The organism is Mycobacterium malmoense (assembly GCF_019645855.1).
Taxonomy (GTDB): domain Bacteria; phylum Actinomycetota; class Actinomycetes; order Mycobacteriales; family Mycobacteriaceae; genus Mycobacterium; species Mycobacterium malmoense.
This window is the reverse complement of record NZ_CP080999.1, coordinates 2784509-2808250: the sequence shown is the minus strand read 5'-3', so window position 1 is coordinate 2808250 and position 23742 is coordinate 2784509. Positions and strand designations below refer to the sequence as shown.

General features: G+C 66.8%; 25 protein-coding genes and 1 pseudogene. 12 read left to right on the top strand and 14 right to left on the bottom strand.

Annotated features, from left to right (window positions below; all coding sequences use genetic code 11):
• Window positions 1-96 precede the first annotated feature (96 nt).
• Together K3U93_RS13020 and K3U93_RS13015 are read right to left on the bottom strand one after the other, a co-directional pair.
• On the bottom strand, window positions 97-465 hold the full coding sequence (locus K3U93_RS13020; protein ID WP_071510703.1) for a SpoIIAA family protein: 369 nt from the start codon (window positions 463-465) through the stop codon (window positions 97-99).
• Window positions 466-599: 134 nt separating this feature from the next.
• Window positions 600-2471 (bottom strand): fatty acyl-AMP ligase, encoded by a 1872-nt coding sequence (locus tag K3U93_RS13015; RefSeq protein ID WP_083011120.1) that lies wholly within the window; start codon window positions 2469-2471, stop codon window positions 600-602.
• A gap of 121 nt (window positions 2472-2592) precedes the next feature.
• Here K3U93_RS13015 and K3U93_RS13010 point away from each other — a divergent pair, with 121 nt between their 5' ends.
• Window positions 2593-3060: an SRPBCC family protein gene (locus K3U93_RS13010; RefSeq protein ID WP_071510701.1), complete on the top strand. Its 468-nt coding sequence runs from the start codon at window positions 2593-2595 to the stop codon at window positions 3058-3060.
• Between the two features lie 229 nt (window positions 3061-3289).
• On the opposite strand, the gene K3U93_RS13005 is transcribed toward K3U93_RS13010, so the two are convergent.
• From K3U93_RS13005 to K3U93_RS12985, 5 genes are all read right to left on the bottom strand, one after another.
• Window positions 3290-4462 carry an LLM class flavin-dependent oxidoreductase gene (locus tag K3U93_RS13005; protein ID WP_083011121.1) on the bottom strand — a complete coding sequence of 391 codons (1173 nt, stop codon included), beginning with the start codon at window positions 4460-4462 and terminating at the stop codon, window positions 3290-3292.
• Between the two features lie 108 nt (window positions 4463-4570).
• Window positions 4571-4912 (bottom strand): hypothetical protein, encoded by a 342-nt coding sequence (locus tag K3U93_RS13000; RefSeq protein ID WP_083011122.1) that lies wholly within the window; start codon window positions 4910-4912, stop codon window positions 4571-4573.
• Window positions 4913-5073: 161 nt separating this feature from the next.
• Complete coding sequence (locus tag K3U93_RS12995; protein WP_083011123.1) at window positions 5074-5301, bottom strand: hypothetical protein; 228 nt, start codon at window positions 5299-5301, stop codon at window positions 5074-5076.
• Between the two features lie 301 nt (window positions 5302-5602).
• Entirely contained in the window at window positions 5603-7891 is a 2289-nt protein-coding gene (gene aceA / locus K3U93_RS12990; RefSeq protein WP_071509182.1) for an isocitrate lyase ICL2, read from the bottom strand.
• A 160-nt stretch (window positions 7892-8051) separates the two neighbouring features.
• On the bottom strand, window positions 8052-8756 hold the full coding sequence (locus K3U93_RS12985; protein ID WP_083011124.1) for an MBL fold metallo-hydrolase: 705 nt from the start codon (window positions 8754-8756) through the stop codon (window positions 8052-8054).
• Between the two features lie 70 nt (window positions 8757-8826).
• On the opposite strand from K3U93_RS12985, the gene K3U93_RS12980 reads away from it, so the two are divergent.
• From K3U93_RS12980 to K3U93_RS12970, 3 genes are all read left to right on the top strand, one after another.
• On the top strand, window positions 8827-9141 hold the full coding sequence (locus K3U93_RS12980) for an ArsR/SmtB family transcription factor (protein ID WP_071509180.1): 315 nt from the start codon (window positions 8827-8829) through the stop codon (window positions 9139-9141).
• 102 nt (window positions 9142-9243) lie between these two features.
• Window positions 9244-9690: an SRPBCC family protein gene (locus tag K3U93_RS12975; protein WP_071509179.1), complete on the top strand. Its 447-nt coding sequence runs from the start codon at window positions 9244-9246 to the stop codon at window positions 9688-9690.
• An 85-nt stretch (window positions 9691-9775) separates the two neighbouring features.
• Window positions 9776-10384 carry a YbhB/YbcL family Raf kinase inhibitor-like protein gene (locus K3U93_RS12970; RefSeq protein WP_071509178.1) on the top strand — a complete coding sequence of 203 codons (609 nt, stop codon included), beginning with the start codon at window positions 9776-9778 and terminating at the stop codon, window positions 10382-10384.
• 3 nt (window positions 10385-10387) lie between these two features.
• Here K3U93_RS12970 and K3U93_RS12965 read toward each other — a convergent pair whose 3' ends face one another.
• Window positions 10388-11965, bottom strand: coding sequence for a phytoene desaturase family protein (locus tag K3U93_RS12965; RefSeq protein ID WP_083011125.1), 1578 nt, complete (start codon window positions 11963-11965; stop codon window positions 10388-10390).
• 110 nt (window positions 11966-12075) lie between these two features.
• Between K3U93_RS12965 and K3U93_RS12960 the strand changes: the two genes are divergently transcribed.
• Window positions 12076-12675: a TetR/AcrR family transcriptional regulator gene (locus K3U93_RS12960; RefSeq protein WP_083011126.1), complete on the top strand. Its 600-nt coding sequence runs from the start codon at window positions 12076-12078 to the stop codon at window positions 12673-12675.
• A gap of 89 nt (window positions 12676-12764) precedes the next feature.
• On the opposite strand, the gene K3U93_RS12955 is transcribed toward K3U93_RS12960, so the two are convergent.
• Window positions 12765-13511, bottom strand: coding sequence for a hypothetical protein (locus tag K3U93_RS12955; protein ID WP_230981209.1), 747 nt, complete (start codon window positions 13509-13511; stop codon window positions 12765-12767).
• Window positions 13512-13663: 152 nt separating this feature from the next.
• Between K3U93_RS12955 and K3U93_RS12950 the strand changes: the two genes are divergently transcribed.
• From K3U93_RS12950 to K3U93_RS12940, 3 genes are read left to right on the top strand one after another with little or no spacing between them, the layout of a single operon-like run.
• Window positions 13664-14128 (top strand): DUF4262 domain-containing protein, encoded by a 465-nt coding sequence (locus tag K3U93_RS12950; protein ID WP_083011127.1) that lies wholly within the window; start codon window positions 13664-13666, stop codon window positions 14126-14128.
• Window positions 14129-14161: 33 nt separating this feature from the next.
• Window positions 14162-14620 (top strand): Rv1352/Rv1906c domain-containing protein, encoded by a 459-nt coding sequence (locus K3U93_RS12945; RefSeq protein ID WP_071509173.1) that lies wholly within the window; start codon window positions 14162-14164, stop codon window positions 14618-14620.
• Window positions 14621-14634: 14 nt separating this feature from the next.
• A complete protein-coding gene (locus tag K3U93_RS12940) occupies window positions 14635-15636 on the top strand; it encodes an FAD-dependent oxidoreductase (RefSeq protein WP_083011128.1) in 1002 nt (333 codons plus the stop codon).
• A 376-nt stretch (window positions 15637-16012) separates the two neighbouring features.
• Here the strand turns inward: K3U93_RS12940 and K3U93_RS12935 are convergent, their stop codons facing one another.
• Together K3U93_RS12935 and K3U93_RS12930 are read right to left on the bottom strand one after the other, a co-directional pair.
• On the bottom strand, window positions 16013-16414 hold the full coding sequence (locus K3U93_RS12935; protein ID WP_083011129.1) for a phage holin family protein: 402 nt from the start codon (window positions 16412-16414) through the stop codon (window positions 16013-16015).
• Between the two features lie 41 nt (window positions 16415-16455).
• Window positions 16456-17523, bottom strand: coding sequence for an amidohydrolase family protein (locus K3U93_RS12930; RefSeq protein ID WP_071509170.1), 1068 nt, complete (start codon window positions 17521-17523; stop codon window positions 16456-16458).
• Between K3U93_RS12930 and K3U93_RS12925 the strand changes: the two genes are divergently transcribed.
• Window positions 17522-18853 (top strand): sialate:H+ symport family MFS transporter, encoded by a 1332-nt coding sequence (locus tag K3U93_RS12925; protein WP_230981208.1) that lies wholly within the window; start codon window positions 17522-17524, stop codon window positions 18851-18853. The genes K3U93_RS12930 and K3U93_RS12925 overlap by 2 nt on opposite strands.
• A gap of 22 nt (window positions 18854-18875) precedes the next feature.
• Here K3U93_RS12925 and K3U93_RS12920 read toward each other — a convergent pair.
• Together K3U93_RS12920 and K3U93_RS12915 are read right to left on the bottom strand one after the other, a co-directional pair.
• Window positions 18876-20129, bottom strand: a pseudogene (locus K3U93_RS12920) (competence/damage-inducible protein A); the annotation flags it as partial.
• A gap of 45 nt (window positions 20130-20174) precedes the next feature.
• On the bottom strand, window positions 20175-20480 hold the full coding sequence (locus tag K3U93_RS12915) for an MTH1187 family thiamine-binding protein (RefSeq protein ID WP_071509167.1): 306 nt from the start codon (window positions 20478-20480) through the stop codon (window positions 20175-20177).
• A gap of 51 nt (window positions 20481-20531) precedes the next feature.
• Here K3U93_RS12915 and dtd point away from each other — a divergent pair, with 51 nt between their 5' ends.
• From dtd to K3U93_RS12900, 3 genes are all read left to right on the top strand, one after another.
• Entirely contained in the window at window positions 20532-20963 is a 432-nt protein-coding gene (gene dtd, locus K3U93_RS12910; protein WP_071509166.1) for a D-aminoacyl-tRNA deacylase, read from the top strand.
• Window positions 20964-21027: 64 nt separating this feature from the next.
• Window positions 21028-21939: a class I SAM-dependent methyltransferase gene (locus K3U93_RS12905; RefSeq protein WP_083011132.1), complete on the top strand. Its 912-nt coding sequence runs from the start codon at window positions 21028-21030 to the stop codon at window positions 21937-21939.
• Window positions 21936-22712 carry an HAD-IB family hydrolase gene (locus K3U93_RS12900; protein WP_071509164.1) on the top strand — a complete coding sequence of 259 codons (777 nt, stop codon included), beginning with the start codon at window positions 21936-21938 and terminating at the stop codon, window positions 22710-22712. Before K3U93_RS12905 ends, K3U93_RS12900 begins: the two co-directional genes overlap by 4 nt.
• On the opposite strand, the gene K3U93_RS12895 is transcribed toward K3U93_RS12900, so the two are convergent.
• Window positions 22709-23734 (bottom strand): zinc-binding dehydrogenase, encoded by a 1026-nt coding sequence (locus K3U93_RS12895; RefSeq protein ID WP_083011133.1) that lies wholly within the window; start codon window positions 23732-23734, stop codon window positions 22709-22711. The genes K3U93_RS12900 and K3U93_RS12895 overlap by 4 nt on opposite strands.
• Between the last annotated feature and the right edge of the window lie 8 nt (window positions 23735-23742).

Here is a 23742-nt window from a genome sequence, read left to right as displayed (position 1 = left end):
TCTGGATGGGGATATCGAATGAGCGTGTCCGACTTGTTTGACCTACGCGGCAAGAGGGCCTGCTCATCAGGCCGGCTGGCCTTGCGGCTCAAGGGGTTACGAGGCGCCGATAATCCACTGTCGGGCTTGCTCGACCTGACCGGCGGGGAAATGTTGGATCTCGGCCGACACGAAGTGTGACCCCAGACGTTCGGCCACGTCCCCGAGGTGCGAGTCGGTGACCACCGCGACCTTTTTGATGTGCTTTTGATGATCCCGAACGAAGCGGAAGTGGGTGACCATCGCTCCGAAACTGTCCCAGCCCGGGAACGACGGTGCGCTGATAATGAGCCCGGCAAGGTCTCCATGCGCCTCAATCTGCGGGTCAACGGCCTTTGCGAGTTCGACGAAGTCGTTCTTGTCGAGCGCGGATTGCGGCCGCACGAGCAGGATCGAGTGGTCGCTATCCAGGTCGTGTTCGATCATGGCGTGCTCCTCTACGGCGTCATGGTTAATCGCCTGTGTTGGCGATGTCGTCATGATCCCGTGAGCCGCATCCGCGAAATAAGAGGACAAAGTCATCCGTCTTCCTCAACGCGGGCCCGATGCGGTGCCGTGCCTTACTGATGCACACCCAATGTCCCGCTTACGTATTGGGCGCGGCAGGCCAGGCGGGCCAGTTTGCCGCTGGTGGTGCGCGGGATAGCGCCGGCCGGGAGGAAACGCACGTCGGAAACGGTCACACCATGTCGGTGCGACACCGCGTCCCGGATCGCCTCGATCGCCGGCTGAGGATCATCGCGGCTGGTGCCCGCGGCGCGTTCGGCGACGACGATCAGGCGCTGGCGGCTGTTGTTGGAGGCTTCCGCGCCCGGCGCTTCGTTGGCCGGTACGGAAAATGCGGTTACGTATCCACGACGCACCATCGGTGAGGCTTCCGCCACGGTGGCCTCGATGTCTTGCGGATAGTGGTTGCGGCCGTCGATGGTCACCAGATCGACGATCCGGCCCGTCACGTAGAGCTCGCCGCCGAGATACACCCCCAGGTCCCCGGTGCGCAGCCAGGCGCCCCCGAGGGCGGCGCCCTCCGCGTGGCTCCCCTCCGCGAGTCGCGATCGCAGCCCGGCGCCGAACGCCCGCCGGGTTTCGTCGGGCAGTCCCCAGTAGCCCCGGCCAATGTTGTTCCCCCGCAACCAGATTTCGCCGACCTCACCGTCGGGCAATTCGGTCTCGGTATCGGGGTCGACGATCACCGCCCACTCGCTACGAGCGACCCGGCCGCAGGACACCTGCGGCACGGCATTGGGGGCATCGGCCGCGACTCGTACCGCGTGACCGGCCCCCAATTGTTCGCGGTCGAGATACACGACCGATGCCTCCGCGGAGGGATCGATAGTCGCGACGAAGAGCGTCGCCTCCGCGATGCCGTACGAGGGTTTGAACGCCGTGCGCGGTAATCCGTAGGGCGCGAACGCCTTATTGAAGGTGTTGACCGCGTCGATGCTGACCGGTTCGGAACCGATGATCAGCACCACATTGCCGAGGTCGACGTCGTCACCCGGCCCGGGCAGGCCACGCTGCGCGGTCCACTCGTACGCGAAATTTGGCGCGGCGGTGACCACCCGGCCTTGCCGCGACTCGGCGGACAACGCCTGAATCCACCGCAGCGGCCTGCGGACGAACGCCGTCGGCGACATCAGCGTGGAGTGTCCGCCGTACACCGCGGGAAAGCCGATCATCGACAAGCCCATGTCGTGGTAGAGCGGCAGCCAGCTGACGCCGTGGGTGTTCCGGTCCAGCAGGTCGATCGACAGGATCATCTGCACCAGGTTGGTGCCGACCGCCCGGTGAGTGATCTCCACGCCGACCGGGGGCCGCGTGGAGCCCGAGGTGTACTGCAGGTGTGAGACGTCGTCCATGCCGAGCTCGGTGGGGACGAACAGTTCCGCCGCCGAGTCGGGTATCTGATCGACCACGACGACCCGTGGCCTTCTCAGCTGTGGGAGGTTGGCGAGAAAATTTTCAACCGCGTCCTTCGCGGCCGTCGTCGTCAGCACGACGGCGGGCTCCGAGTCGCGAAGCGCCGTGTCGAGACGTTCGGCGTGGCCCGGCAATTCGGGCGCGAACAGCGGCACCGCTATGGTTCCGGCCTTGACCGCCGCGTAGAAACCCGCGACATAGTCGATGCCCTGCGGCGCGAGGACGGCGACCCGCTCGCCGCGACTCGCGGCTTGTTGCACGTGCGCGCCGATGGCTTGCAAGCGGACACCGAATTGGGTCCAGGTCACTTCGACTGCCTGCCCGTCGGTCGCGTGGCTGTAGTCCAGGTAGCGGTACGCGACGGCGTCGCCGACGTTGGCGATGTTGCGTTCGATCAGCGATATCAGCGTGGCCCCTGGCGGCAACGCGACGTTGCCGTCGGGGGCCAGGCAGTCCTCAATCTGTAGCAGGCCAGGGACATCCGCGGCGTGTTGCCGGGAACCGCAATCCATAAGCGCAGTCTAGGTGCCCGCGACTACGTCACTCCGTTGCCGTTGCATCGCCGGCCCGTCCCGTCTGCGTTCGGGTGCGCGGTAGGGTTACCCGGCAGGCGATATTGACCAGGGAGTGGGCATGTCGGGTCGTAAGTTTTCGTTCGAGATCAACCGGACTAGCAGCGCGCCCGCCGCGACCTTGTTCCGGCTCGTGTCCGACGGGGCCAACTGGTCGAAGTGGGCCAAGCCCGTCGTCCTTCAGTCGGGCTGGGCTCGGCAGGGCGATCCGGCGCCGGGCGGCGTCGGGGCCGTCCGCAAGGTGGGCATGTGGCCCATGCTGGTGCGGGAGGAGACCGTCGCCTACGAGCAGGATCGCCGCCACGCCTACAAGCTGGTCGGACCCCCGAGCCCGGCCAAGGATTACTCCGGCGAGGTGCTGTTGACACCAAATGCGGCGGGCGGCACCGACATCCGCTGGACCGGCTCGTTCATCGAGGGAGTTCGCGGGACGGGTCCGGTGATGCGGGCCGCGCTGGGCGGGGCGGTCCGGTTTTTCGCGGGCCGGCTGGTGAAGGCGGCCGAACGCGAATCGAACGGTGCGCGATAGTCCTTGGGGCCGAAGGGGTTTCATCGGCGAAGCCAACCCATTCGTTGTCTTCGGGCGACCACTCGACGCGGTAGGTGTAGTGCAGTTCGCTCACTTGTGTTCACCCCTTAGCGTTTGCAGTTTGTCGATGGCCGCGATGACTTGCCTCAGTTGGTAGACAGCGTGGCGGTGTAGCTATCGTGTTTGCTGCTACCAGGCACTACGCCAGGGCGCTCGGTAAAACACCAGGTCAGACAGTATTGGTCGGCCGCTTCTCGCTTTCATATTTCTTGGTCATGTGCTCGATGGCCTGCAGCTGCGTCTGCGCGAGATCGTCCCGCACCTGCCCGGCCCGCGCGGCCGCATCCAGCGTCGGCTGCGCCTGCCCCTGGAAATGCGGCATCACTTCGGCGGCGAACAATTCGGCGGATCGCTTGGTTGCGGCCGGATTGGCCCACTCGTGGCCCATCTGCAGCATGCAGCCGAAGCCGCCGGACTGGTCCCACAGCCGCTGCACCTGGGCCCGTGCCCGCTCGGGCGTGCCGATGACGCCGGCTCCGTTGTCGTTGATGATGTCGATCATCTCGTCGAGGCGCTCGCCCGGCATGGTCATCTGGGGGAAGGCGGCCACCTTCTGGAAGTACCGGAACCACGGCTCGATGCCGAATTTCACGTCGGCGCGGGCCTGTTCGTCGGTCTCGGCGAGGTGGAACGGTCCCACCAGGCTCCAGTTGCTGCGGTCGACCTGCGTGCCGAAGGCCGCCGCGCGCTCTTCGACGATGCCCCAGTGATAGGCGAGCGCGTCGAAGCCCTCGATGATCAGCGTCGCCCCGATGGACAGCAGGCCGATGCCGTGCTTGCCGGCCAGCCGGGCGCCGGTGGGTGAGGCGACTGCGGCCACCGCCAGCGGTATCCCGCCGTCGGAGTAGGGAGCCAGCTGCAACTTGGCGTCGAACAGTTGGTGCGTGGCGGTTTTGGCGCTCACCGTCTCCCCCGCCAGCAACCGGACGACGATGTCAAGGTTGGTTTCCAGAAGCTCGCGCGTATCGGTGGGGTTGAGCCCGATCATCGCGGAGTCGGTGGGCAGCGAGCCCGGGCCCATCCCTCCGATCACGCGGCCGTGGGTGAGGTGGTCCAGCAGCATCAACCGGTCGGCGACCCAGAGCGGGTTATGGTAGGCGAGCGAAATGACCCCGGTACCAAACCGAATCCGTTTGGCGCGTTCGGCTGCGGCGGCGATGAAAACCTCCGGGGAGCTGATGATTTCGCTGCCGGCCGAGTGATGCTCGCCCAACCACACTTCGTCAAAGCCGAGCGCGTCGAGATGTTCGATGAACTCGAGGTCACGCTGTAACGCAAGCGTCGGGTTGGTGCCGGCGCGGTGGAATGGGGCGATGAAATATCCAAACCTGAGCTTGGCCATGGGGATCCCCTTGCAAGTCGAGTTGCGGAGAACCATAACTCAAGTCGCTCATGGCCGGTCCAGGTATTGCCCAGCGCTTTGACGGTTACGGCTGGCTCAAGTGGGTGATCACGGGTAGCCGCCGCAGACGTTGCCGACGCAACCGCCCCCGCCGCCCGGTCCGCCGCCGCCCCCGCCAACGCCGGGGATGGTGCCGCCGCCGCCACCGGGTCCGCCGCCACCCGTCGGGCCGCCGGGGATGCTGCCACCGCCACCACCGGGTCCGCCGCCGCCCGTGGGGCCGCCCGGTGCCGTGGACGGCGCCGGCGCCACGCTGGACGAAGGCGTCGTGGTGGTCGTTGGCGTCGTGCTGCTGCTTGGCCCCTTATTGCCGCCACCACATCCGACCGCCAACACAAGCATGGCCGCGCCGCCGAAAACCGCGACCGTAGCCCTGGCTTGAGGTCTCATCAGAATCCCCACTTCCCGCTCGAACCACCCTTTATGCAGTCCATTGGTCCGTACCCCGGCATGTGGACGCGCAAACGGGTTCGCGGTACTGAGAGGTCGCTGTCACCGCGGGCTCGGCGCCTCGGCGAATGGGCCCCGGCGAACTTATGGGGCGAGACCGCTTAGCAGTTGGCGCCGGGAATGCAGCCGGTGAGGGTCGCCATGTGAACGCCGGCATGACCCCCGGGAGCGGCCGCGTTGGGAATGACGGGCGACACGGCAGACGACGGGTGCGTCGGCGTTGTCGACGCGCCGCCGGCCGGGCTTACGCCACCGCCGCCGAACCCGATCACTGCAAGTGCGGCTACACCGCCGAGCATCGCGATCGCCGTCTTGGTTTGTGCCTTCATCAGCCTCTCCTCTCGGCGGGTGTTTGTTGCATGCATTTTCGCGTGTTAATAGCTAACCATACACCTATGCAACTATCGCTACAAGCAAACTTCGACGGGTCCGGCACACCACCGGGCGATCAGGGGTGCCCGCTGCAGGTGCCGCGCGACGACGGATTGTTTGCCAAGCAGCACGACGGGCGGCCGCGGGTCGGCGCGACAACGGCGACGCCACCGTCGGCAAATAACTCGGCACCGAATCGCCGGGTGTGGAAACGGGACATTCCCGAGCCGACGCCGGGAGAGTGCTTCCCGGCCTTTTCTAGCCTTCCTTGGTGATCAACTTGCGCAGTGCCACGCGATCGGGCGTCAGCAGCTCCTCGATGCGCGGGTGGTTCACCTCGGCGACGATGATCTCGCCCACCTCCTGATTGACCTCGCTGAAGATCCCGTGGGACTTCATCTTTGAGGTCTGATACAGGTTGTCGTCGGTGGGGGTGACGTAGTGCACGGCCTCGGCCTTGAACCGGTGAACCAGCCACAGGTGGATCAAGGTCATCAGCCGCTTCTGCCGCAGCTCCTCGCTGAACGTGTTCTGATCGCGCACCAAAAGGATGGTGCGGCCCCGCCGGTCTTGGATCGGCTGGAAGATCACGTTCGCGAGCTTCTTGTCGCCGTCTCCGTAGATGCCGAGCTCGAGCACCTCCGAGCCGGCACGCTGCGGCCTAAGCTGCACGCGCAGCTTGTCTTTGATCTGGTAGTGGCCGCTCCACATGGCCAGCCACTCCTCCAGCAACTTCCGCGGCACCTCGGTCTGCACCAGGTGCTGGTGTTGGGTCGAGCCCTTGCCCATCGCCTTGGTGGTCGCCGTGCGTCCCGACGAGGCGGCCAGCGCGGCGTCGCTGCGTGGCCCGCCCACCAGGGTTTGCGGTGTGCGGTAGGGAGATTCGACGAGGCGCATCTTGCGCTGCAAGCGGGCCAGCGCCAGCATGCCGTCCTGCCGGAGCGCGGTGGCGAATTCCTCGGCGGCGACGCCGTCGATCTGGTGTCCGCCGTAGGTGATGAAGTTGAAGACGAAGCCCATCTTGCCGAGTTCTTCGGGGAAGCGCCGCATCTCCTCGTCGGTCATGCCGGTGGTGTCCCAGTTGAACGACGGGGACAGGTTGTAGGCCAGCATCTGGTCGGGGAACTCGGCATGGATTGCCTCGGCGAACTGCCGGGCGTCGGCGAGATCGGCGGTCTTGGTCTCCATCCAGAGGATGTCGGCGAACGGCGCCGCCGCGAGCGACTTGGCGATCGCATAGGGAATTCCGCCCCGGATCTGGTAGTAGCCCTCGGGGGTCTTCGCCAGCTCGCAGTCCCATGGCGGGTCGACGCCCAGCTCCTTGGCCTTTTCGCGCGCGGTGTAGAGCGACGCACGCTGGGCGAACCCGCGCCACTCCTCCGGGCTCATGTCGACCGGCTCGCCCTCGCTCTCACCGAATTCGAGCACCTCCGCCACGGCCTCGCCGTAGGTCATCAGCCCGGCGTCGTCTTCCCAGGCGGCCACGAACCGCGACTCGACCTGGTCGAAGAGGTCGTCGATCGATTGTTGCCCGTCCTCGCGCCAGGCGTTGACGGCATCGGAGATCAGGCCCTGAATGCCTTGGCGCTCAAGCCAGGCGGTGGCTGCCGCGTACTGGCCCTCGGCCAGAGCATAGAGGAGATGGCCGTTGAGTTCCTTGACGCCCAGTTCGTAGAAACGTCGCACCAGCGCCAGGAAGCAGGCCTTGTAGGAAGGGATGTCCAGGTTGGTGGCGCCGAGAAGGAACGGCTGATCGCGCTCGTCGGCGCGGCTGTCGATCAGGTTGGCGGCCTCGGCATCGGTGCGGGCGACGATGATGCCGGGCACCCGCATGACGTCGAGCTGGAACCGGGCGGCGTTGAGGCGCTTGATCTGTTCGTCCGACGGCACCAGAACCTTGCCGCCCTGATGGCCACATTTCTTGGTGCCCGGGCGCTGGTCCTCGATGTGGTATCCGGGCACGCCGACCTCGACGAAACGGCGGATCAGGTTGCGCACGTGCGGGTCACCGCCGTGGCCGGTATCGGCGTCGGCGATGATGAACGGGCGATAGTCATAGGCCGGGGTCGTGGCGCGCTGCCGTTCACTCATGTGCAGGCGCATGTACTGCTGATTGCGGTCGGCCGTCAGCAGGGCGCGCACCAGCACCGCGGCATCGTCGGGCACCTGGCTCAACGGGTAGCTGGCGAGGTCGGGCCCGGGATCTTCGGTGGTGGAACCCTTGGCTGAGGTTGCCCAGCCGCCGAGGTAGATGGCTTCGATCCCCATCCGCTTGAGGCTCACCGCCTGCCCGGGCGAATACGGACCGAACGTGGTGATGCTCTTCTTCGCGGCGAACAGCTCGCGCAGCCGATCATAGAAAGCCGCCGCCGCTTCTCTCGCCACGATGTAGTCGGTCGGGATCGTGCCGCGCTGCTCTGCGACTTGGCGGGCCGTGTAGAGGCGGGTGATGCCCGCGAACCGGGAGTTATCGAAGTATCGCTGCGTGGCCTCCACGTCCCGGTCGAACGGCATGCGGACCTCGGTGTCCGTTTCGATGATGGCCATGGGCTTACGCTCCTCTTCAACACGATTCCGCTGAACGTGAGTTTATCCCCGGAGGCGATAGTTCAATCAGGGGCAAAAGACCCGAGTGCACCGGGGTTCTGGATCGCCGGGACCGGCGGTGCTGGTGTCGTCGGCGTCGCGGACCGGCGCCGCGATCGGGCTATGACTTCGATGCGTTGCGCCGCAACCAATCCCGCTGCCGACGGACGAAATCCGCGTCGACGACCCTCCCATGGCCCGGAACGTAGATGGCTCCAGGCCCACCGACCGCGAGCAGCCGATCAAGCGTCGTCGGCCAGGCCGCCACATCGGAATCGGCGTCGATGACCGGGTCGGCGGACTCCTCGACGAGATCACCGGTGAACACCACGACCCGGTCGTCATCGTCGGCCACGACGACCAAGTCCGACGTGGTGTGGCCACGACCCAGGTGGGCGATCGTCACGGAGCGGTCGCCAAGGTCGACCACGGCGTCATAGACGCCGTGGTTCGGCGGGCGCAAGGCCGCGATCGCGCGGTCGATCTCCGCGGCGTCCGCGCCGTGGGTCAGCGCGTCGCCGCGCAGCTGGTCGGTCGCCGACGATAGGTATTCGACAACGTCGGGTGCGCAGTACACCTCGGCGTCGGCGAACACCGAGGAGCCCAGGACGTGATCGAAGTGCTTGTGCGTCAACACAACACGTGTAACTGGACACCCCGCGATCCGGCGGACGTCGGCGTCGATCGCGACCGCCTCGGCGAGCGTCGTACCGGTGTCGACGAGCAGCGCCCCGGTCCGGCCCCGCACCAGCCCGACCGTGACATCACAGAAGGGCAGCCGGCAGCGATGCACGTGGGCGGTCAGCCGCTCCCAGGCGAAATGCACAGACAGGAAGGTAGTCGCCGAACGTCGGAAATGGTTGACATGTCGGAAATCTCCGACGTATATTGCCGGCATGGCCACCGCCGATCGCGTCTTTCTCGCGCTGGCGAATCCCGTGCGGCGGGAGCTGCTCGAGATCCTCGCTGGCCGGCCCCTGTCCGCCGGGGAACTCAGCGGCCGCTTCGAGCTCAGTCGCCCGGCCGTCGCCGAGCACCTCAAAGTCCTGCGTGACGCGGGACTGGTGGCCGACGAGCCGCAGGGCCGCCGGCGCATCTACCGCCTGACCGCGGAACCGCTGGCGGAGCTGGGTGAGTGGCTGCATCCGTTCGAGAAGTTCTGGCGTGCGCGACTTGCCGAGCTCGCCGCGGCGGCAGAGGAGCTGCAGTGACCGAGACAAACTTGGCCGGTAAAACGCTCGCGACGATCCAGGTGGACCAATTCGTGGCGGCACCGCCTCGCCGAGACCGCCGCACAGGAATAAGCGGGAGCCATGGCCACCACCGATTCTCGTGAAGTCGTCATCGAGGCGACGCCCGACGAGATCATGGAGGTCCTGTTCGACCTCGACTCGTTGACCCAGTGGTCCTCGTTCCACCGAAAGGTCGAAATCCTGGAGCGGGACGAGCGGGGCCATCCGAGCAGATCTCGGCAAACGGTCAAGATCGCGGGCGTCAGCGACGAGCAAGTTCTGGACTATTCCGTTCACGACGACGGCGTGAGCTGGACACTGGTGAGCGCCAAACAACAACGCGCGCAGGAGGGCCGCTACACGCTGACCCCCGAGGGCGATGCCACCCGGGTCCGTTTCGAACTCACCGTGGACCTATCCGTGCCGCTCCCCGGATTTCTGATCAGGAGAGGGGCCAGCGGTCTGATGGACACGGCCACCGAGGGCCTGCGCAAGCGCGTGCTGGAAGTCAAGAAGCGTCACAAGTAGCCGTCATGATCCAAAATGGTGACCGGCCACGGCGGCGAAAAACGGGTGCTTCCGGAGACACGGTTCGGCAGCGACACTGTCCTTTATGGAATCGACACAGGCGAGCACATTTCACCGGATCGCATCGGTCATCGGCGGGCTGGCACTCCTGGTTCCGCTGGTCGGCTGCGGCGGTCATGGGGGCGGCCGTATGACGGCCCCGCTGACGCCGAAGGTGACCACCCTCGGCCGGACCCTCGCGGAAGCGCCTGCCAACGGGCCGTTGACGATCAGCAGTCCCGCGTTCCCCGATGGCGGGCCGATCCCCGTGCAGTACACCTGCAAGGGGGCCAACACCGCGCCACCGCTGACATGGTCGGCGCCGTTGGGCGGGGCGCTCGTCGTCGACGACGCGGACGCCGTCCGCGGCCCCTACATCCACTGGATCGTGGTGGGAATCCCTCCCGGTCCCGGGACCACCGCGGACGGTCAGACACCCGCCGGGGGAAGCAGCCTGCCGAACTCGGCCGGCCAGGCCGGATACAGCGGGCCCTGCCCGCCCGCGGGCACCGGGGTGCACCACTACCGGTTCACCCTCCACCAGCTTCCCGCCAACTTTCAGCTCCCCGCGGGACTCGTCGGTGTGCAAGCGGCACAGGCGATAACACAGGCCGCGGCGGGACAGGCGCAGCTCACCGGAACATTCGGCGGCTGACGCTCAGGCGATGTCGTCGAGCGCCTGATAGGCGGCGTTATAGCCGGGAGTGAATGTAATGCCGGGGCCGCCATGACATCCCGCGCCGCCGAGATACAGGCCGTCGATGGGAATCGGAAAGTCGAGGAAGCCCTTGGGCCCGGGACGATTTGGACCCATCAGGTCGGGATGCAGCAGTCCGTGGCAGAAGTCGCCGGCCGGTGCACCGAACATGGTGTTCATGTGGTAGGGCGCGAACGTGATATGGCGGATCACGATGTCCTTGAAGTTGGGGGCAAATCTGGTGACCTTGTCGACAACGCGCTGTGCCATCTCATTTTTCAGATGCCCGTGCTGGTCGCGGCCGGCCTCGACCGGAAAGGCGTAGGCGAATGCGCTCGCCGCGTGCTTTCCGGGCGGCGCCATGCTCGGATCGTGCACCGACGGAATCTGTAACCCCATCGACGGGTTGTCCGGGACGATGCCGCGGCGGCAGGTTTCCCATTGCAGCTGTTGCTCTTCCGGCGTTCCGAAGATGCCGATCGACTGCTGCATGCCGGCCTCGTTCAGCAGTTCGTAGGGCGGGGCGAACTCGGGCAGCCCGTCGAGGGCGAAGTGGATTTGCACGAAAGAAGCCCGGTGATCCCGGCCGGACACGCGCGAGACCAGTTCTGCCGGAACGTGTTCGGACGCGATGAGCTCGGTGAGGGTCACGTCGGGCGCCAGGTTGGACACCACGATCGGCGCGGTGATCGTCGAACCGTCCCGTAGTCGTACGCCGGTCACCGCATCGTGGTCGACGAGAATCTGCTCAACCCTGGTGCGGAATCGGATTTCGCCGCCGTCGGAAACGAAGAGCCCGCACAGATGCTCGGTGAGTGCGCCGATGCCGCCCTCGAGCTTGGTCATCATCGCGGTGCTGTCTGTGCTGTCCTGGGGGACCGCCAGGGCGAACGCCAAACAGGTGGCGCTGCCTGGTGTATAGGGCCCTCGGTAGGTGGAGTTGACGGCCAGAAACGCGAGCATCCCCCGCATCACCGCGTGTTTGTCCTTGTCCGGCAGGAAGCGGTCGATCACGTCCATCGCCGACCCGAACAGCATTTCGTGAATCGCCCGGCGTTCGGCATCGTTGGCCGCGCAAGCATACATCTCGTCGAGAGTCTTGGGAGGTTTGCGGACATCGAAGCGGCCCAAGGCTTTTGCAGGCCCCTGACTCCAGCCGATCAGTTCGGCCATGCCGGTGACCGCCTCGAAGCCGTGCTTCTCGCCGAGGTGCGTCATCAGCTGGATCGGGTCGCGGTAGAAGATCATCGGCTCCTCGCCGGATTCGCCGATGTTGGTCGACATCACCTCCGGCTCCACCGTCGGCAGCGTGTCGAGGCCGAGCTCCTTGGTGATTTGGCTCGCCGTCGGAAACTGCACCGAACCCGCGATCTCGTACCGGAAGCCGTCGATCAATTCGACGGTCGCCGCCATGCCCCCCGCATAGGTGTTGGCTTCCAGGCACAGTGTGCGAAGACCCGCGCGTTGCAGAACCGCCGCTGCCGTCAGCCCGTTGTGCCCGGCGCCCACCACGATCGCGTCAAAATCGGTCCCGCTCATAATTCTGGCCCTCCCTCGAGTAGCGCGTGACAAGAATATGTCAGTACTGACATAATTGGAAGATGTCAGTACTGACCAGCCCGGGAGGGCTGGGATACGATCGGCGCGACATGGCCGCCCCGACAAACCGTCACCAACAACGCCGACGATCGACGCACGAGGCGCTTCGCCAGGCGGCATTAAAGAGCTTCGCCCGCAAGGGATTTGCCAACGTGACCGTAACCGAGCTGGCGCGCGAGGCCGGCGTCACCGAACGCACCTTCTTCCGGCATTTCCCTACCAAGGAGGCGGTGCTGTTCCAGGACTACGAGACGCACCTGGAATGGCTGGCCGAGGCGCTGGCCCAGCGTCCCGCCTCCGAGTCACTCTTCGATGCGGTGCTCGCGAGCGTGGCAACCTTCCCGCACGACCTCGAGGTGGTGCGCCAGGCCGCGACGGCTCGCGCGGAGCTGATCAGCGCCGACCGCATCGCGAGCCACCTGCGGGTGGTGCAGTCGTCGTTTGCTCGGGTGCTGACCGACTTCGTCAGGAACCGCAACCCGGACGTGGCGAACATCGATCTCGGCGCCGAGGTCGCGGGGTCTGTGATGGCGGCGACGCTTGTTGTGGCGGTAGAACATTGGGGCTGCCACGGCTGTGCCGACGACCTCGGTGGACTCGTGGCCGCGAGCCTGGATCTGCTTCGCTCGGGCTTGGCGCCGCTGGCTTGACCGAGGATCTTGGCGCCGAGTGTGATCTGGCGGTGCCGACACGCCGAGGGACGCCGCCCTGAGAACACACTCGAATGGGCTTGTCCGGCTTAGTACAGGGGTGACCAGGCGGAGGTGCGCAGCAATCGGCTGGTCCACTGGTCTCGCAGATCCAGGGCGTCGTGCATCCAGGTGCCCGGGGCGCGGTGCTCGGGGGGAATATGCGTGCGGAGCAGTTCGAGCAGTTGCTCCGGCCGCTGGATGCGCTGCATCAAGGTGACCTCGCGGCGTAGGTGGCTGCCCAGGGCGGGCTGGAAAGCCGCCTGGATGGTCAGCATGGACGACGGCCGCTCAAGGCTTCGGGCATAGACGTCGCCGCAGCGGACGATGTATTCCTCGAACTTGTCTTGGTAGGGCCACATGGTGTCTTCCATGTAGAGGCTCAGCTCGTGTTCCCGCCCGTCGACCGGCACCTCGTCGAACGACACGCCCTGCAACGGCGACCACGGGAGCGGTATGAGCAGCTTCGCCTCGACCTCGTGGCGCAGTTCGTCCAGGCCGCGCATCCACTTCTGCAGATCGCCCTGTTGTACCCGCAGGGCAAGGCGTTCCCATGCCGCCCCGTCCTGAACGGCGGTGATGGTGACGACGGTGTAGGCGGGACCGCTGCCCTGCGCGTGATGGGCGTACCACAACAGCCGGGCGTCATCGCCGTCGGCGAGCATGGGCATCCAGCCCTCCCGAAACGCGGCCTCGAAGTGGTCTTCGCGCCGGCCGCGCACGTTGTGCACCTCGTGCATGAACAGCACGCCGAGACCTCCCGCCCGCGGCGCTCTTTCCTGAACGCCGTCGCTCAACGGACGGTAACCCGGCCGGCTTTTCGGGTCCACCTTGGGTCTAGGTGTGCCCAATTGGCCGCCGCGAGCGGCCAAGACGGCTGGCCGGACAAACGTGTCAGACCCTGCGCGCATCGTGGCGGCAAAGCACGACGAAAGATAAGGGGGATGCGATGTGCTGGATGTGTGACCACCCGGGCAGCACCGTGGCCGATTACCTCGCCGAGATACGCCGAAAGATTCGCGAGCGAGGCTGGACGGTGCAGTATGTCGAGGACGATCGAGTGCCGTACGCATACACCATCGGCCTGACCCGTCACGGGTTGCCCGAATTCTTGATGACCGGCATCTCGCCGCGGCGGGCGCTTGGGTTATTGGGCGGGATCGTCGAGTCGGCACCGGCTATCGACGTGCCCAAACCTGGTGCGCGACTTACCCTTAGCGGCCCCACCCTGGTCGAAGTTGTCGAGGTCGAACACCCCGACGCGCACATGAACTCCGCGATCGCGATCTACGGCGGCGACGTGCGTGCGTTGCAACTGGTGTGGGCCGACTGGCGCGGACGCTGGCCCTGGTCATCGGCCTTCAACAACGGTCGGGGCATACAGCCGGTGCTCGGCGTGCGGACGGCGACGTGAAATGGGCTGCTCACCCCGGTAGGCTGCTGTTCTATGGGGTTTAAGGCGGGAGGACCCGTGGCGGCACGATTGGCCGCCGCGGGACTGCTCCTTGCGGGCTGGGCCGCGTCCGCGGGCGTCGCCGGCGCCGACCCGCAGCCGCCGCCCGCACCGAAGACGACGATCGACCACGACGGCACGTACGCGGTGGGGACCGACATCGCGCCGGGCATATACAGCTCGGCGGGGCCGGTCGGCGACGGCACGTGCTACTGGAAGCGGATCGGCAACCCCGACGGTGCGCTCATCGACAACGCCCTGAGCAAGAAGCCGCAGGTAGTGCAGATCGATCCGACAGACAAATCGTTCAAGACGTCGGGCTGCCAGCCCTGGCAGTTGACTCCCGACGCCAATCCGCCCGCTAATACACCGCCTCCAGGTGTGCAGGGCACTCTCGGCATCCTCAACGGGCTGCTCGGCGGCCAGAATGGCCAGCAAGCCCCCCACTCCTGACGGAGTTTGCTGTCGTGGCAAGTGGCGCACAACAGATTGTCGTGGTCGGTGCCGGCGTAAGCGGCTTGACGTCGGCCATATGTCTGGCCGAAGCGGGCTGGCCGGTGCGGGTGTGGGCGGCCGCGATGCCGCAGCAGACGACCTCAATGGTGGCGGGAGCGGTGTGGGCGCCACCGCGGCCGGCCGAACGCGCCGCCAAGACGCTGGGCTGGACCGAGCATTCCCTACGGGTGTTTCGGGACCTGGCCAACGACCCCAGCACGGGGGTGCGGATGGCGCCGGCGCTAATTGTCGGTCAATTGACCGAGGCGATGTCGTCCGCGGCCGAGCTGATCCCCGACCTGCGGCCGGCCGACCCGGCCGATATCCCCGCCGGCTTTGGTGCTGGGTTTCGCGCCACCATGCCGATGATCGACATGCCGCACTACCTCGACTATCTGACACGGCGGCTGGACGCCGCCGGCTGCGCAATCGAGGCGCGTCCCGTGCGGTCGCTGGCCGAGGCCGCCGATGCCGCACCGATTGTCGTCAACTGTGCCGGTCTTGGCGCCGGAGCGCTGACGGGCGACGACACGGTGCGGCCGCTGTTCGGCCAGCACGTCATCCTCGCCAATCCCGGCCTGCGGCAACTGTTCCTGGAGATCAACGCCGGCCGGGAATGGACTTGTTACTTCCCCCACCCGCAGCGCGTGGTGTGCGGCGGCATCAGCATCCCCGGCCGCTGGGACACCACGCCGGATCCCGAGGTGACCGACCGGATCCTGCAGCGCTGCCGCCTCGCCGAGCCACGGCTCGGCGAGGCCGAGGTGCTCGAGACGATCACCGGGCTGCGTCCCGACCGTCCGTCGGTGCGCGTGGAGGTTGAGCCGCTCGGGCGGGCGCGGTGCGTCCACAACTACGGCCACAGCAGCAACGGCGTGACCTTGTCCTGGGGTTGCGCGCGCGACGTGATGCGGCTGGTCGCTAGCCCTGTCGCCCGCTTCGGCGGCTATCCTTGCAAAGATAGCAACCGGTGAGCAGACGCAGACTCGCACAAACCGGCGCGGAAAAGTGCGACTCTATGTCTGCTCGCCGTCGAGACCGGTGGAGACGCGGTGAGTATCGACTACGCGCTGCACGCCCACATCGCCTCCATCAGGATCAACCGCCCCGAGACGCGCAACTCGCTGGACATGGAATGCCCAGGCCCGACGGGTGGAACAAGGACGACGCCATCCACGCCGTCCTGCATCGATTCCCGGTGTACAAGCCGATCGTCGCGGCGGTGAACGGCACCTGCGTCGCGGGCGGCTTCGAGATGTTTTCGACGACCGAGAATGCCTCCGGCAAATATCAGAGGGGCCGCGCGCCTTCGCCGAGAAGCGACCGCCGCGGTGGCGGGCCGCTGAGCCGTCAGACGCGGGCGCGGCGGCCGGCGTCGCGGACCACCAGCGACAGCACCCAGCTCACGATCGACAACACGATGGCGGCCCAGATCGCCGTCCACCAGAAGTGGTCGATCTGCAGCCCCCAGTGCGTGGTGTGTTCGGTGATCCAGGCCGTGATCCACAACATCAACGCGTTGATGACGATGTGGATCAGGCCGAGGGTCAGGATGTACAGCGGGATCGACAGGAACTGGACGATCGGCTTGATGAATGCGTTGACCAGACCGAAGATCACCGCGACGACGAAGATGATGCCGACCCGCTCCAGCCTCGTGTCACCGCCGACGAAGCTGATCCCGTGCACGAAGAGCGTGACGATCCATAACGCGAATCCGGTCAATGCGGCGCGAAGCAGAAAAGGGCCCATGCGGGAGATCCTGCCACCGCGCCGGGCAAGAAGTAAGCCGGTCAGTTCAGGTTGTAGAAGCGCTGCGCGTTGCGGCCGCCGATCTTTTCGCGCGCTTCCTCGCTGATGTCGGCGCGGGTGCGCAGGTGCTTGGTGCTCTCCGGCCATTCGCCGTCCCAGTGCGGGTAATCGCTGGCGAACATGATGAAGTCGGCGCCGAGCACGTCGATCACGCCCGGCAGGATCGGTTCCTCGGGCTCACAGGTCACAAAGATGTTGCCCGCCTTGAGATATTCGTGCGGATCGCGGCGCCAGCCGCGCTCGACCCAATCCCCGCGCTTCTCGTAATGCTCGTGCAGGCGGTCGACGAAGAATGGCACCCAGCCCGCCCCCGCCTCGAGAAAGGCGACCCGCAACCGCGGATGGCGCTCGAAGACGCCGCCGGAAACCAGCGCGGTCATCGCCGTCATCTGGTCGAACGGAAAGCTGATGCAGTGCACCTGGATGTAGTTGGTGAAGCGGTCCACGCCGATCTTCGGCAGGTGGATGCCCGGGGCGCCGTGAATGCCCAGCGGCATCTCGAGGTCGACGGCCGCGGCGTAGAACGGGTCGAGGTCCGGGTGGTCGAGGTTGCGTGTCTTGAGCGCCGGCGGGACGAGGGTCGCCACCAGCCCGAGGTCCTTGGCCTCGGTCATGACGTCGATGGCCACCTGCCCGTGCTCGACCGGGGCCACGGCGACGCCGCGCAACCGGCCGCCCGACGAGGCGCAGTAATCCGCGATCCACTGGTTGTAGAGCCGCGCGAATCCGGCTGCAAATTCGGGATTTTCGAGGCTGGGCACGCACAGCCCGAGGCTCGGATACAGCACCATCGTGTCGATGTGATCGCGGTCGGCGTCGCCCAGCACGCCTTCGGGCGACCGGCAATTGATGCCGGGTGCGTTGCTGATCCCGTGCTCGGGCGGACAACCCGCGCCCGGGCCTTGGTCCTCCGGGTAGTTGCGGCCCTCGAACGTCAGCCGCAGCCGCCCGTCCGGGCTGGGTTTGATGTGTTCGGGCCAGCGCTCGAGTGCCTCGATGGTCAGCGAGGAGTTCTCGGCGACGTGCCCATCGGCGTCGATGATCCGCATGCATTCGCAACCTACTCTCGCGCCAGCGCGCCCGGTACTGCACGATGCTGACGTGACAACACAAAGTCCTCAAAAGAAGAAGTTGACGGGCGATCAGCGAAATTCATTCATCGCGGCGTTGCTGGGCTGGACGATGGACGCCTTCGACTACTTCATCGTCGTGCTCGTCTATGCCGACATCGCGAAGACGTTCCATCACAGCAAGGCCGAGGTCGCGTTCGTCACCACGGCCACCCTGATCATGCGGCCCGTCGGCGCGCTGCTGTTCGGGCTGTGGGCCGACCGCGTCGGCCGGCGGCTTCCGCTGATGGTCGACGTGATGTTCTACTCGGTGGTCGGGTTCCTGTGCGCGTTCGCGCCCAACTTCACCGTGCTGGTGATCCTGCGGCTGCTGTACGGCATCGGCATGGGCGGCGAGTGGGGGCTGGGCGCCGCGCTGGCCATGGAGAAGGTTCCCGTCGAGCGACGCGGCTTTTTCTCCGGGCTGTTGCAGGAGGGGTACGCCTTCGGCTATCTGCTGGCGAGCGTCGCCTCGCTGGTGGTGATGAATTGGCTGAGGTTGTCGTGGCGCTGGCTGTTCGCCCTGAGCATCATCCCGGCGCTGATCAGCCTGATCGTCCGCTATCGCGTGGAGGAGTCCGAGGTGTGGGAGGCCGCGCAGGACCGAATGCGGCTCACCAGCACCAGGATCCGCGACGTGCTGCGCGACGCCGCGATCATCCGCCGATTCGGCTACCTGGTGCTGCTGATGACCGCGTTCAACTGGATGAGCCACGGCACCCAGGACGTCTACCCCACCTTCCTGACGGCGACCGCCAACCACGGTGCCGGGCTGTCCAGCGTGACCGTCAAGTGGATCGTGGTGGTCTACAACGTCGGCGCCATCATCGGCGGCCTGTTCTTTGGCACGCTGTCACAGCGGTTCAGCCGCCGCTACACCGTCGTGTTCTGCGCGGTGCTGGGGCTGCCGATCGTGCCGCTGTTCGCCTACTCGCGCACCGCGGCGATGCTGTGCCTCGGCGCGTTCCTGATGCAGCTCTGCGTCCAGGGTGCGTGGGGCGTGATCCCCGCCCATTTGACCGAGATGTCGCCGGACGCCATCCGCGGCCTCTACCCCGGCGTGACCTACCAGCTCGGCAACCTGCTGGCGGCGTTCAACCTGCCCATCCAGGAACGCCTGGCCGAGTCGCACGGCTATCCGTTTGCGCTGGCCGCGACGATCGTGCCGGTGCTCATCGCGGTGGCGGTGCTGACGCTGATCGGCAAGGACGCCACCGGAATCCGCTTCGGCACGGCCGAAACCTCGTTTCTCCCAAGCGAGATGGCGTGAGCCGGTCGCGCTTCTCGCCGCCGAGCAGGCGCCGCAGCAGGTGCATCGCCACCGTCGTCGAGCGCTCGCGGACGTCGGACCGGTTCCCGGGGAGCCGCAGGGTGCGGGTGTCCGTGCGGCCGTCCGCAAGCTTCACGGTGAAACAGACTGTGCCGACGGGCTTTTCGGGCGTTCCCCCGCCCGGGCCCGCGATTCCGGTGATCGCGGCCGCGGTATCGGCGCCGAAGCGCCGCAGCGCCCCCGCCGCCATCGCCTCGGCCACCGGCTCGGACACCGCGCCGTGCGCCTCGATCAGCGCCGGGTCGACGCCCAGCAGCTGAATTTTTGCCTCGTTGGAGTAACTCACCACCCCGCCCATCACATAGTCCGACGAGCCAGGCCGGTCGGTCAGCCGCGCCGCCAACAGGCCGGCGGTACAGGACTCCGCCGTCGCTATCTTGCGGCCGGACAGCAACCGCGCGACCAGATCGTCCACGCTGGAACCGTCTTCGGAAAACAGCTGCTCTCCGTGCCGCTCGCGCAGCAACGTGGCCAGCCGCGCGTAGACGTCCGCGGCGTCGGGTTCGTAGCGGGTCACCATTTCGATCTCCCCGCGGCGCAGGCAGGTGGTGATCTCCAGCGAATCAAACCCGGGAATGCAAGCCTCCGCGCCGCGAAGCGTTTCGGCCAGCCCCGACTCGGGCAGCCCGAACATCCGAATGGTCTCCTGCCGGTAGATCGTCCGGCCGGCGATCGCCTCCCGCGCCGCGGCGGTCTCGATGGCCCTGCGCCACATCGGCTGCAGCTCGCGCGGTGGTCCGGGAAGCACGACGACCGTCGGCTTGCCGGGCACCACCACACCCGGCGCGGTGCCCACCGGGTCGAGCACCTGTGCGCCGGAGGGAACCATGGCCTGCTTGCGGTTGGCGGCGCGCACGGCATCGAAGTCGCCGGGATTAAAGTGCGCCATAAGGGATTTGAGGATGACGGCGATCTTGTTCTCGACCTCGGTGTCGAGGACTAGCTCGCGGCCGCAGAAGCGCGCCACCACCTCGACGGTCATGTCGTCGGCGGTGGGCCCCAGGCCGCCGCTGGTGACGATCAGGTCCACGCCCTCGCCCGCCAGGAAGCGCAGCTGAGCCTCGATGTCGGCGGGGCGGTCACCGCAGATGGTGATGTGGGCCAGCTCGACGCCCAGCTCCAGGAGGCGATCGGCGATCCAGGGCCCGTTCGCATCCTGGACGCGTCCGGTGAGGACCTCGGTTCCGGTGACGACGATGCCTGCGCGTGCGCTCACCGCCATGAGCCTACTGGCGGCCCTGCGGGACAATGAGCCGAAGGGCTAGCCCTTGGACAGATAGCGCTCGACGGAGGCGACCTTCTGCGTCATCGCGTCGTTGACCCCGGCTCGCCAGTCCGCCTTGATCACCGCGCTGACCCGCGGCGCGCGAGCCGCCACGGCCTCGACCGCGCGCTGCACGACGGCCATCACTTCTTCCCAGGTGTCGCCCTCAATCACGGTGAACATCGAATCGGTCTCGTTGGGCAGCCCGGAATCGCGAACCACCCGAACCGCTTCGGCGACGATCTCGCCGACACCCTCGCCCACACCCAGCGGGGTGACGGAAAACGCGACGAGCACGGACACGTGACGAGCCTACCCAACCTTTTCGGGGCCGGCCTGGCAGCATCGAGGGCCATGCGGATTCTGGTGCAACGGGTCTCATCGGCGGCCGTGTCGGTCGACGGCCAGGTGGTGGGCGCCATCCGGCCGGACGGCCAGGGCTTGCTCGCGTTCGTCGGCGTCACCCACGGCGACGATCTCGACAAGGCGCGGCGGCTGGCCGAAAAGCTGTGGAATCTGCGCATTCTCGCCGACGAACGGTCCGCGGCCGAGGTCAATGCGCCGATCCTGGTCGTTAGCCAGTTCACCCTGTATGCCGACACCGCGAAGGGCCGGCGGCCGTCGTGGAACGCGGCCGCTCCCGGGGCGGTCGCCGAGCCGCTGGTGGCGGGGTTCGCGGAGGCGTTGCGGGGGCTGGGCGCGCACGTGCAGACCGGCGTGTTCGGCGCGGACATGCAGGTCGAATTGGTAAACGACGGCCCAGTAACGGTGTTTCTGGAGCTCTGACGGTGCCTTCGCGGGTACCTTGGTTACGTCCGGAGGGCCGAATCTTGAGAAACGTCCGCCATTCATGAGCACACCTGAATTTGGGTCGCTTCGTTCCGACGACGACCAGTGGGACATCGTCAGCGGCGTGGGCTACACCGCGCTGCTGGTGGCGGGATGGCGGGCGCTGCATGCCGTGAGTCCGCAACCGCTGGTCCGGGACGACTATGCGAAGGTCTTCATCGCCGCTTCCCGGGACCCGTATCTGGCGGGTGTGCTGGCCAACCCGGGGACCACCGACGACGAGACGGCCTTTCCCCGCCTGTACGGCGTGCAAACCCGGTTTTTTGACGACTTCTTCGTTTCCGCCGGTGACGCGGGCATCCGGCAGGCGGTGATCGTCGCCGCCGGATTGGACTCCCGGGCGTATCGGCTTGAATGGCCGGATGGCACAACGGTTTTCGAAGTCGACCTACCGAAAGTCTTGGAATTCAAGACCGGGGTGCTCGATGGGCGGGGTGCCGCGGCCAAAGCTCGCAGGATCGAGGTGGCCGCCGACCTGCGCACCGATTGGCCCGCGCCGCTGAAAGCCGCCGGGTTCGACCCGCAAAGCCCCAGCGCCTGGTCGGTGGAGGGGGTGCTGCCCTACTTGACCGACGACGCGCAAAACGCGCTCTTCACCCGGATCAGTGGGCTCAGCGCGCCGGGCAGCCGAATCGCCATTGGCGCCCTGGGATCACGCCTGGACCACGAGCAGCTCGCCGCCCTGGAAACGGACCACCCCGGGGTCAATATGTCGGGTAATGTCGACTTCTCCGCTCTCACCTACGAGCCCAAGTCGGACCCCGCGCAATGGCTGGCCGCGCACGGATGGGCCGTCGAACCCGTCCGCAACACTCTGGACTTGCAGGCCGGTTACGGAATGACCCCGCCGGACGTGGACGTCAAGATCGACGGTTTCATGCGCTCGCAATACATCACGGCGACACGGTCATGAAGCTCTCCCCCGCCGATGCCATCGCGGAGATCGGCGCCAGTCCGCCCGGGAGCGGAATCGGCGCGTTCTTCGACCTCGACGGCACGTTGGTCGACGGTTTCACCGCGGCGGTTCACGTCGGTGATCGGATCCGGCGTCGGCAGGCTGGGATTGGCGAGCTACTGGGCGTGTTCGAAGCCGCGCTGCGGTATCGATTCGGCCGCTTGGAGTTTGAGCACCTTATCCTCCGGGCCGCGGGGTATCTGCGTGGCGAGTCGCTGGCTGAGCTCGACGAGCTGGGCCAGCGGCTATTTGTCGAACGTGTTGCCTCACGGCTGTATTCGCACATGCACGAAATCGTGCGGGCGCATCAGGACCGCGGGCATACCGTCGTGCTGAGTTCCTCGGCGCTGTCCATCCAGGCGCTTCCCGTCGCGCGCTTTCTTGGCATTTCCAACGTGCAGTGCAATCATTTCGAGCTCGACGAGCGCGGGCGCCTGACCGGTGAAATCGTCAAACCGATCGTGTGGGGCGCGACGAAGGCCGCCGCGGTACGGCAATTCTGCGCCGACAACGGCGTTGCGGTGCAACGCAGTTACTTCTATGCCGACGGTGACGAGGATGCGGCATCGATGTCACTGGTCGGCTATCCGCGGCCGGTCAACCCTCGCTCGGGGCTCGCCGCGGCGGCCGCGGCGCACGGATGGCCGGTGATGTGCCTCGCCTCCGGCCGTCGCGGACCGGTGCGGGCCCTGCGTTATCTGGCCAAACACGTTCGGCGCGACAGGAATTAAGGCGTCAGCAGGATTTTCACGTCGTCGCCCGACCGCGACTCCGCGGTCGCATAGCCCTTGGCCGCGTCGTCCAACGGCAGCGTCGTGGTGAAGATGCCGTCGACATCGAGCCGGCCGGACTGCAGCAGCGGGATCAACTCCGGCCACGTGCGCTGCACCGGGGCGGTGGTCATGCGCAACGTGATGCTGCGCATCAGGCACGACAGCGCGGGAAGGGGAAACGGCTGCAGATTGTGTACACCGACGACCGAGACGGTGCCGCCGGGCCGCACCGCGTTGAGCGCGTCGGTCATGGATGCGTCGGTGCCGACGGCGTCGATCACCGAGTCCGCGCCGCGGCCGCCCGTCGCGGCGATGATGGCTTCGGCCGCCGGCGAGGTGATCGGCGTCGCGCCCCACGTCGCGGCACGCTCCAGGCGACCGTCGACCTTGTCGACCGCGAAAACCCTTGCGGCACCCTGAACAAATGCGCTGCGCAGCGCGCACAGCCCGACCGCTCCCAGGCCGATCACGGCGACCGTGCCGCCGAACGGGATGTCGGCCCGCTGGGCCGCGGCCCAGCCGGTGGCGAGGTTGTCCGTGAGCAGCAGTGCCTGCTCGGTAGTGATCGCTTCGGGGATCCTGAGCGCCTGGAAGTCGGCGGCGGGCACCGCGAGCAGGTCGGCCTGCGCGCCGCCGAGCGCGCCGGCGCCGAAGATCTGCAGGCCGGAGAAGCACATGACCGGATCGCCGGTGGCGCACCCCGGACAGGCGCCGCAGCCGGCCACCGACGACACCATGACCTGGTCCCCGACCTTGACGGTGCGCACCTGCGGCCCGGCCTCGACGACGGTGCCGACCGCCTCGTGGCCGAGGGCCACCGGCTCGACGAACGGATAATCGCCCTCGTAGAAATGCAGGTCGGATCCGCAGATGCCGGCGGCGCTCACCGCGACGATCACCCCGTCCGGACCGGGTAGCGCCGGATCGGGGCGGGTTTCGACCCGGATGTTGGTGGGCCCGTCGATGACTACCGTGCGCATGCTGGTGT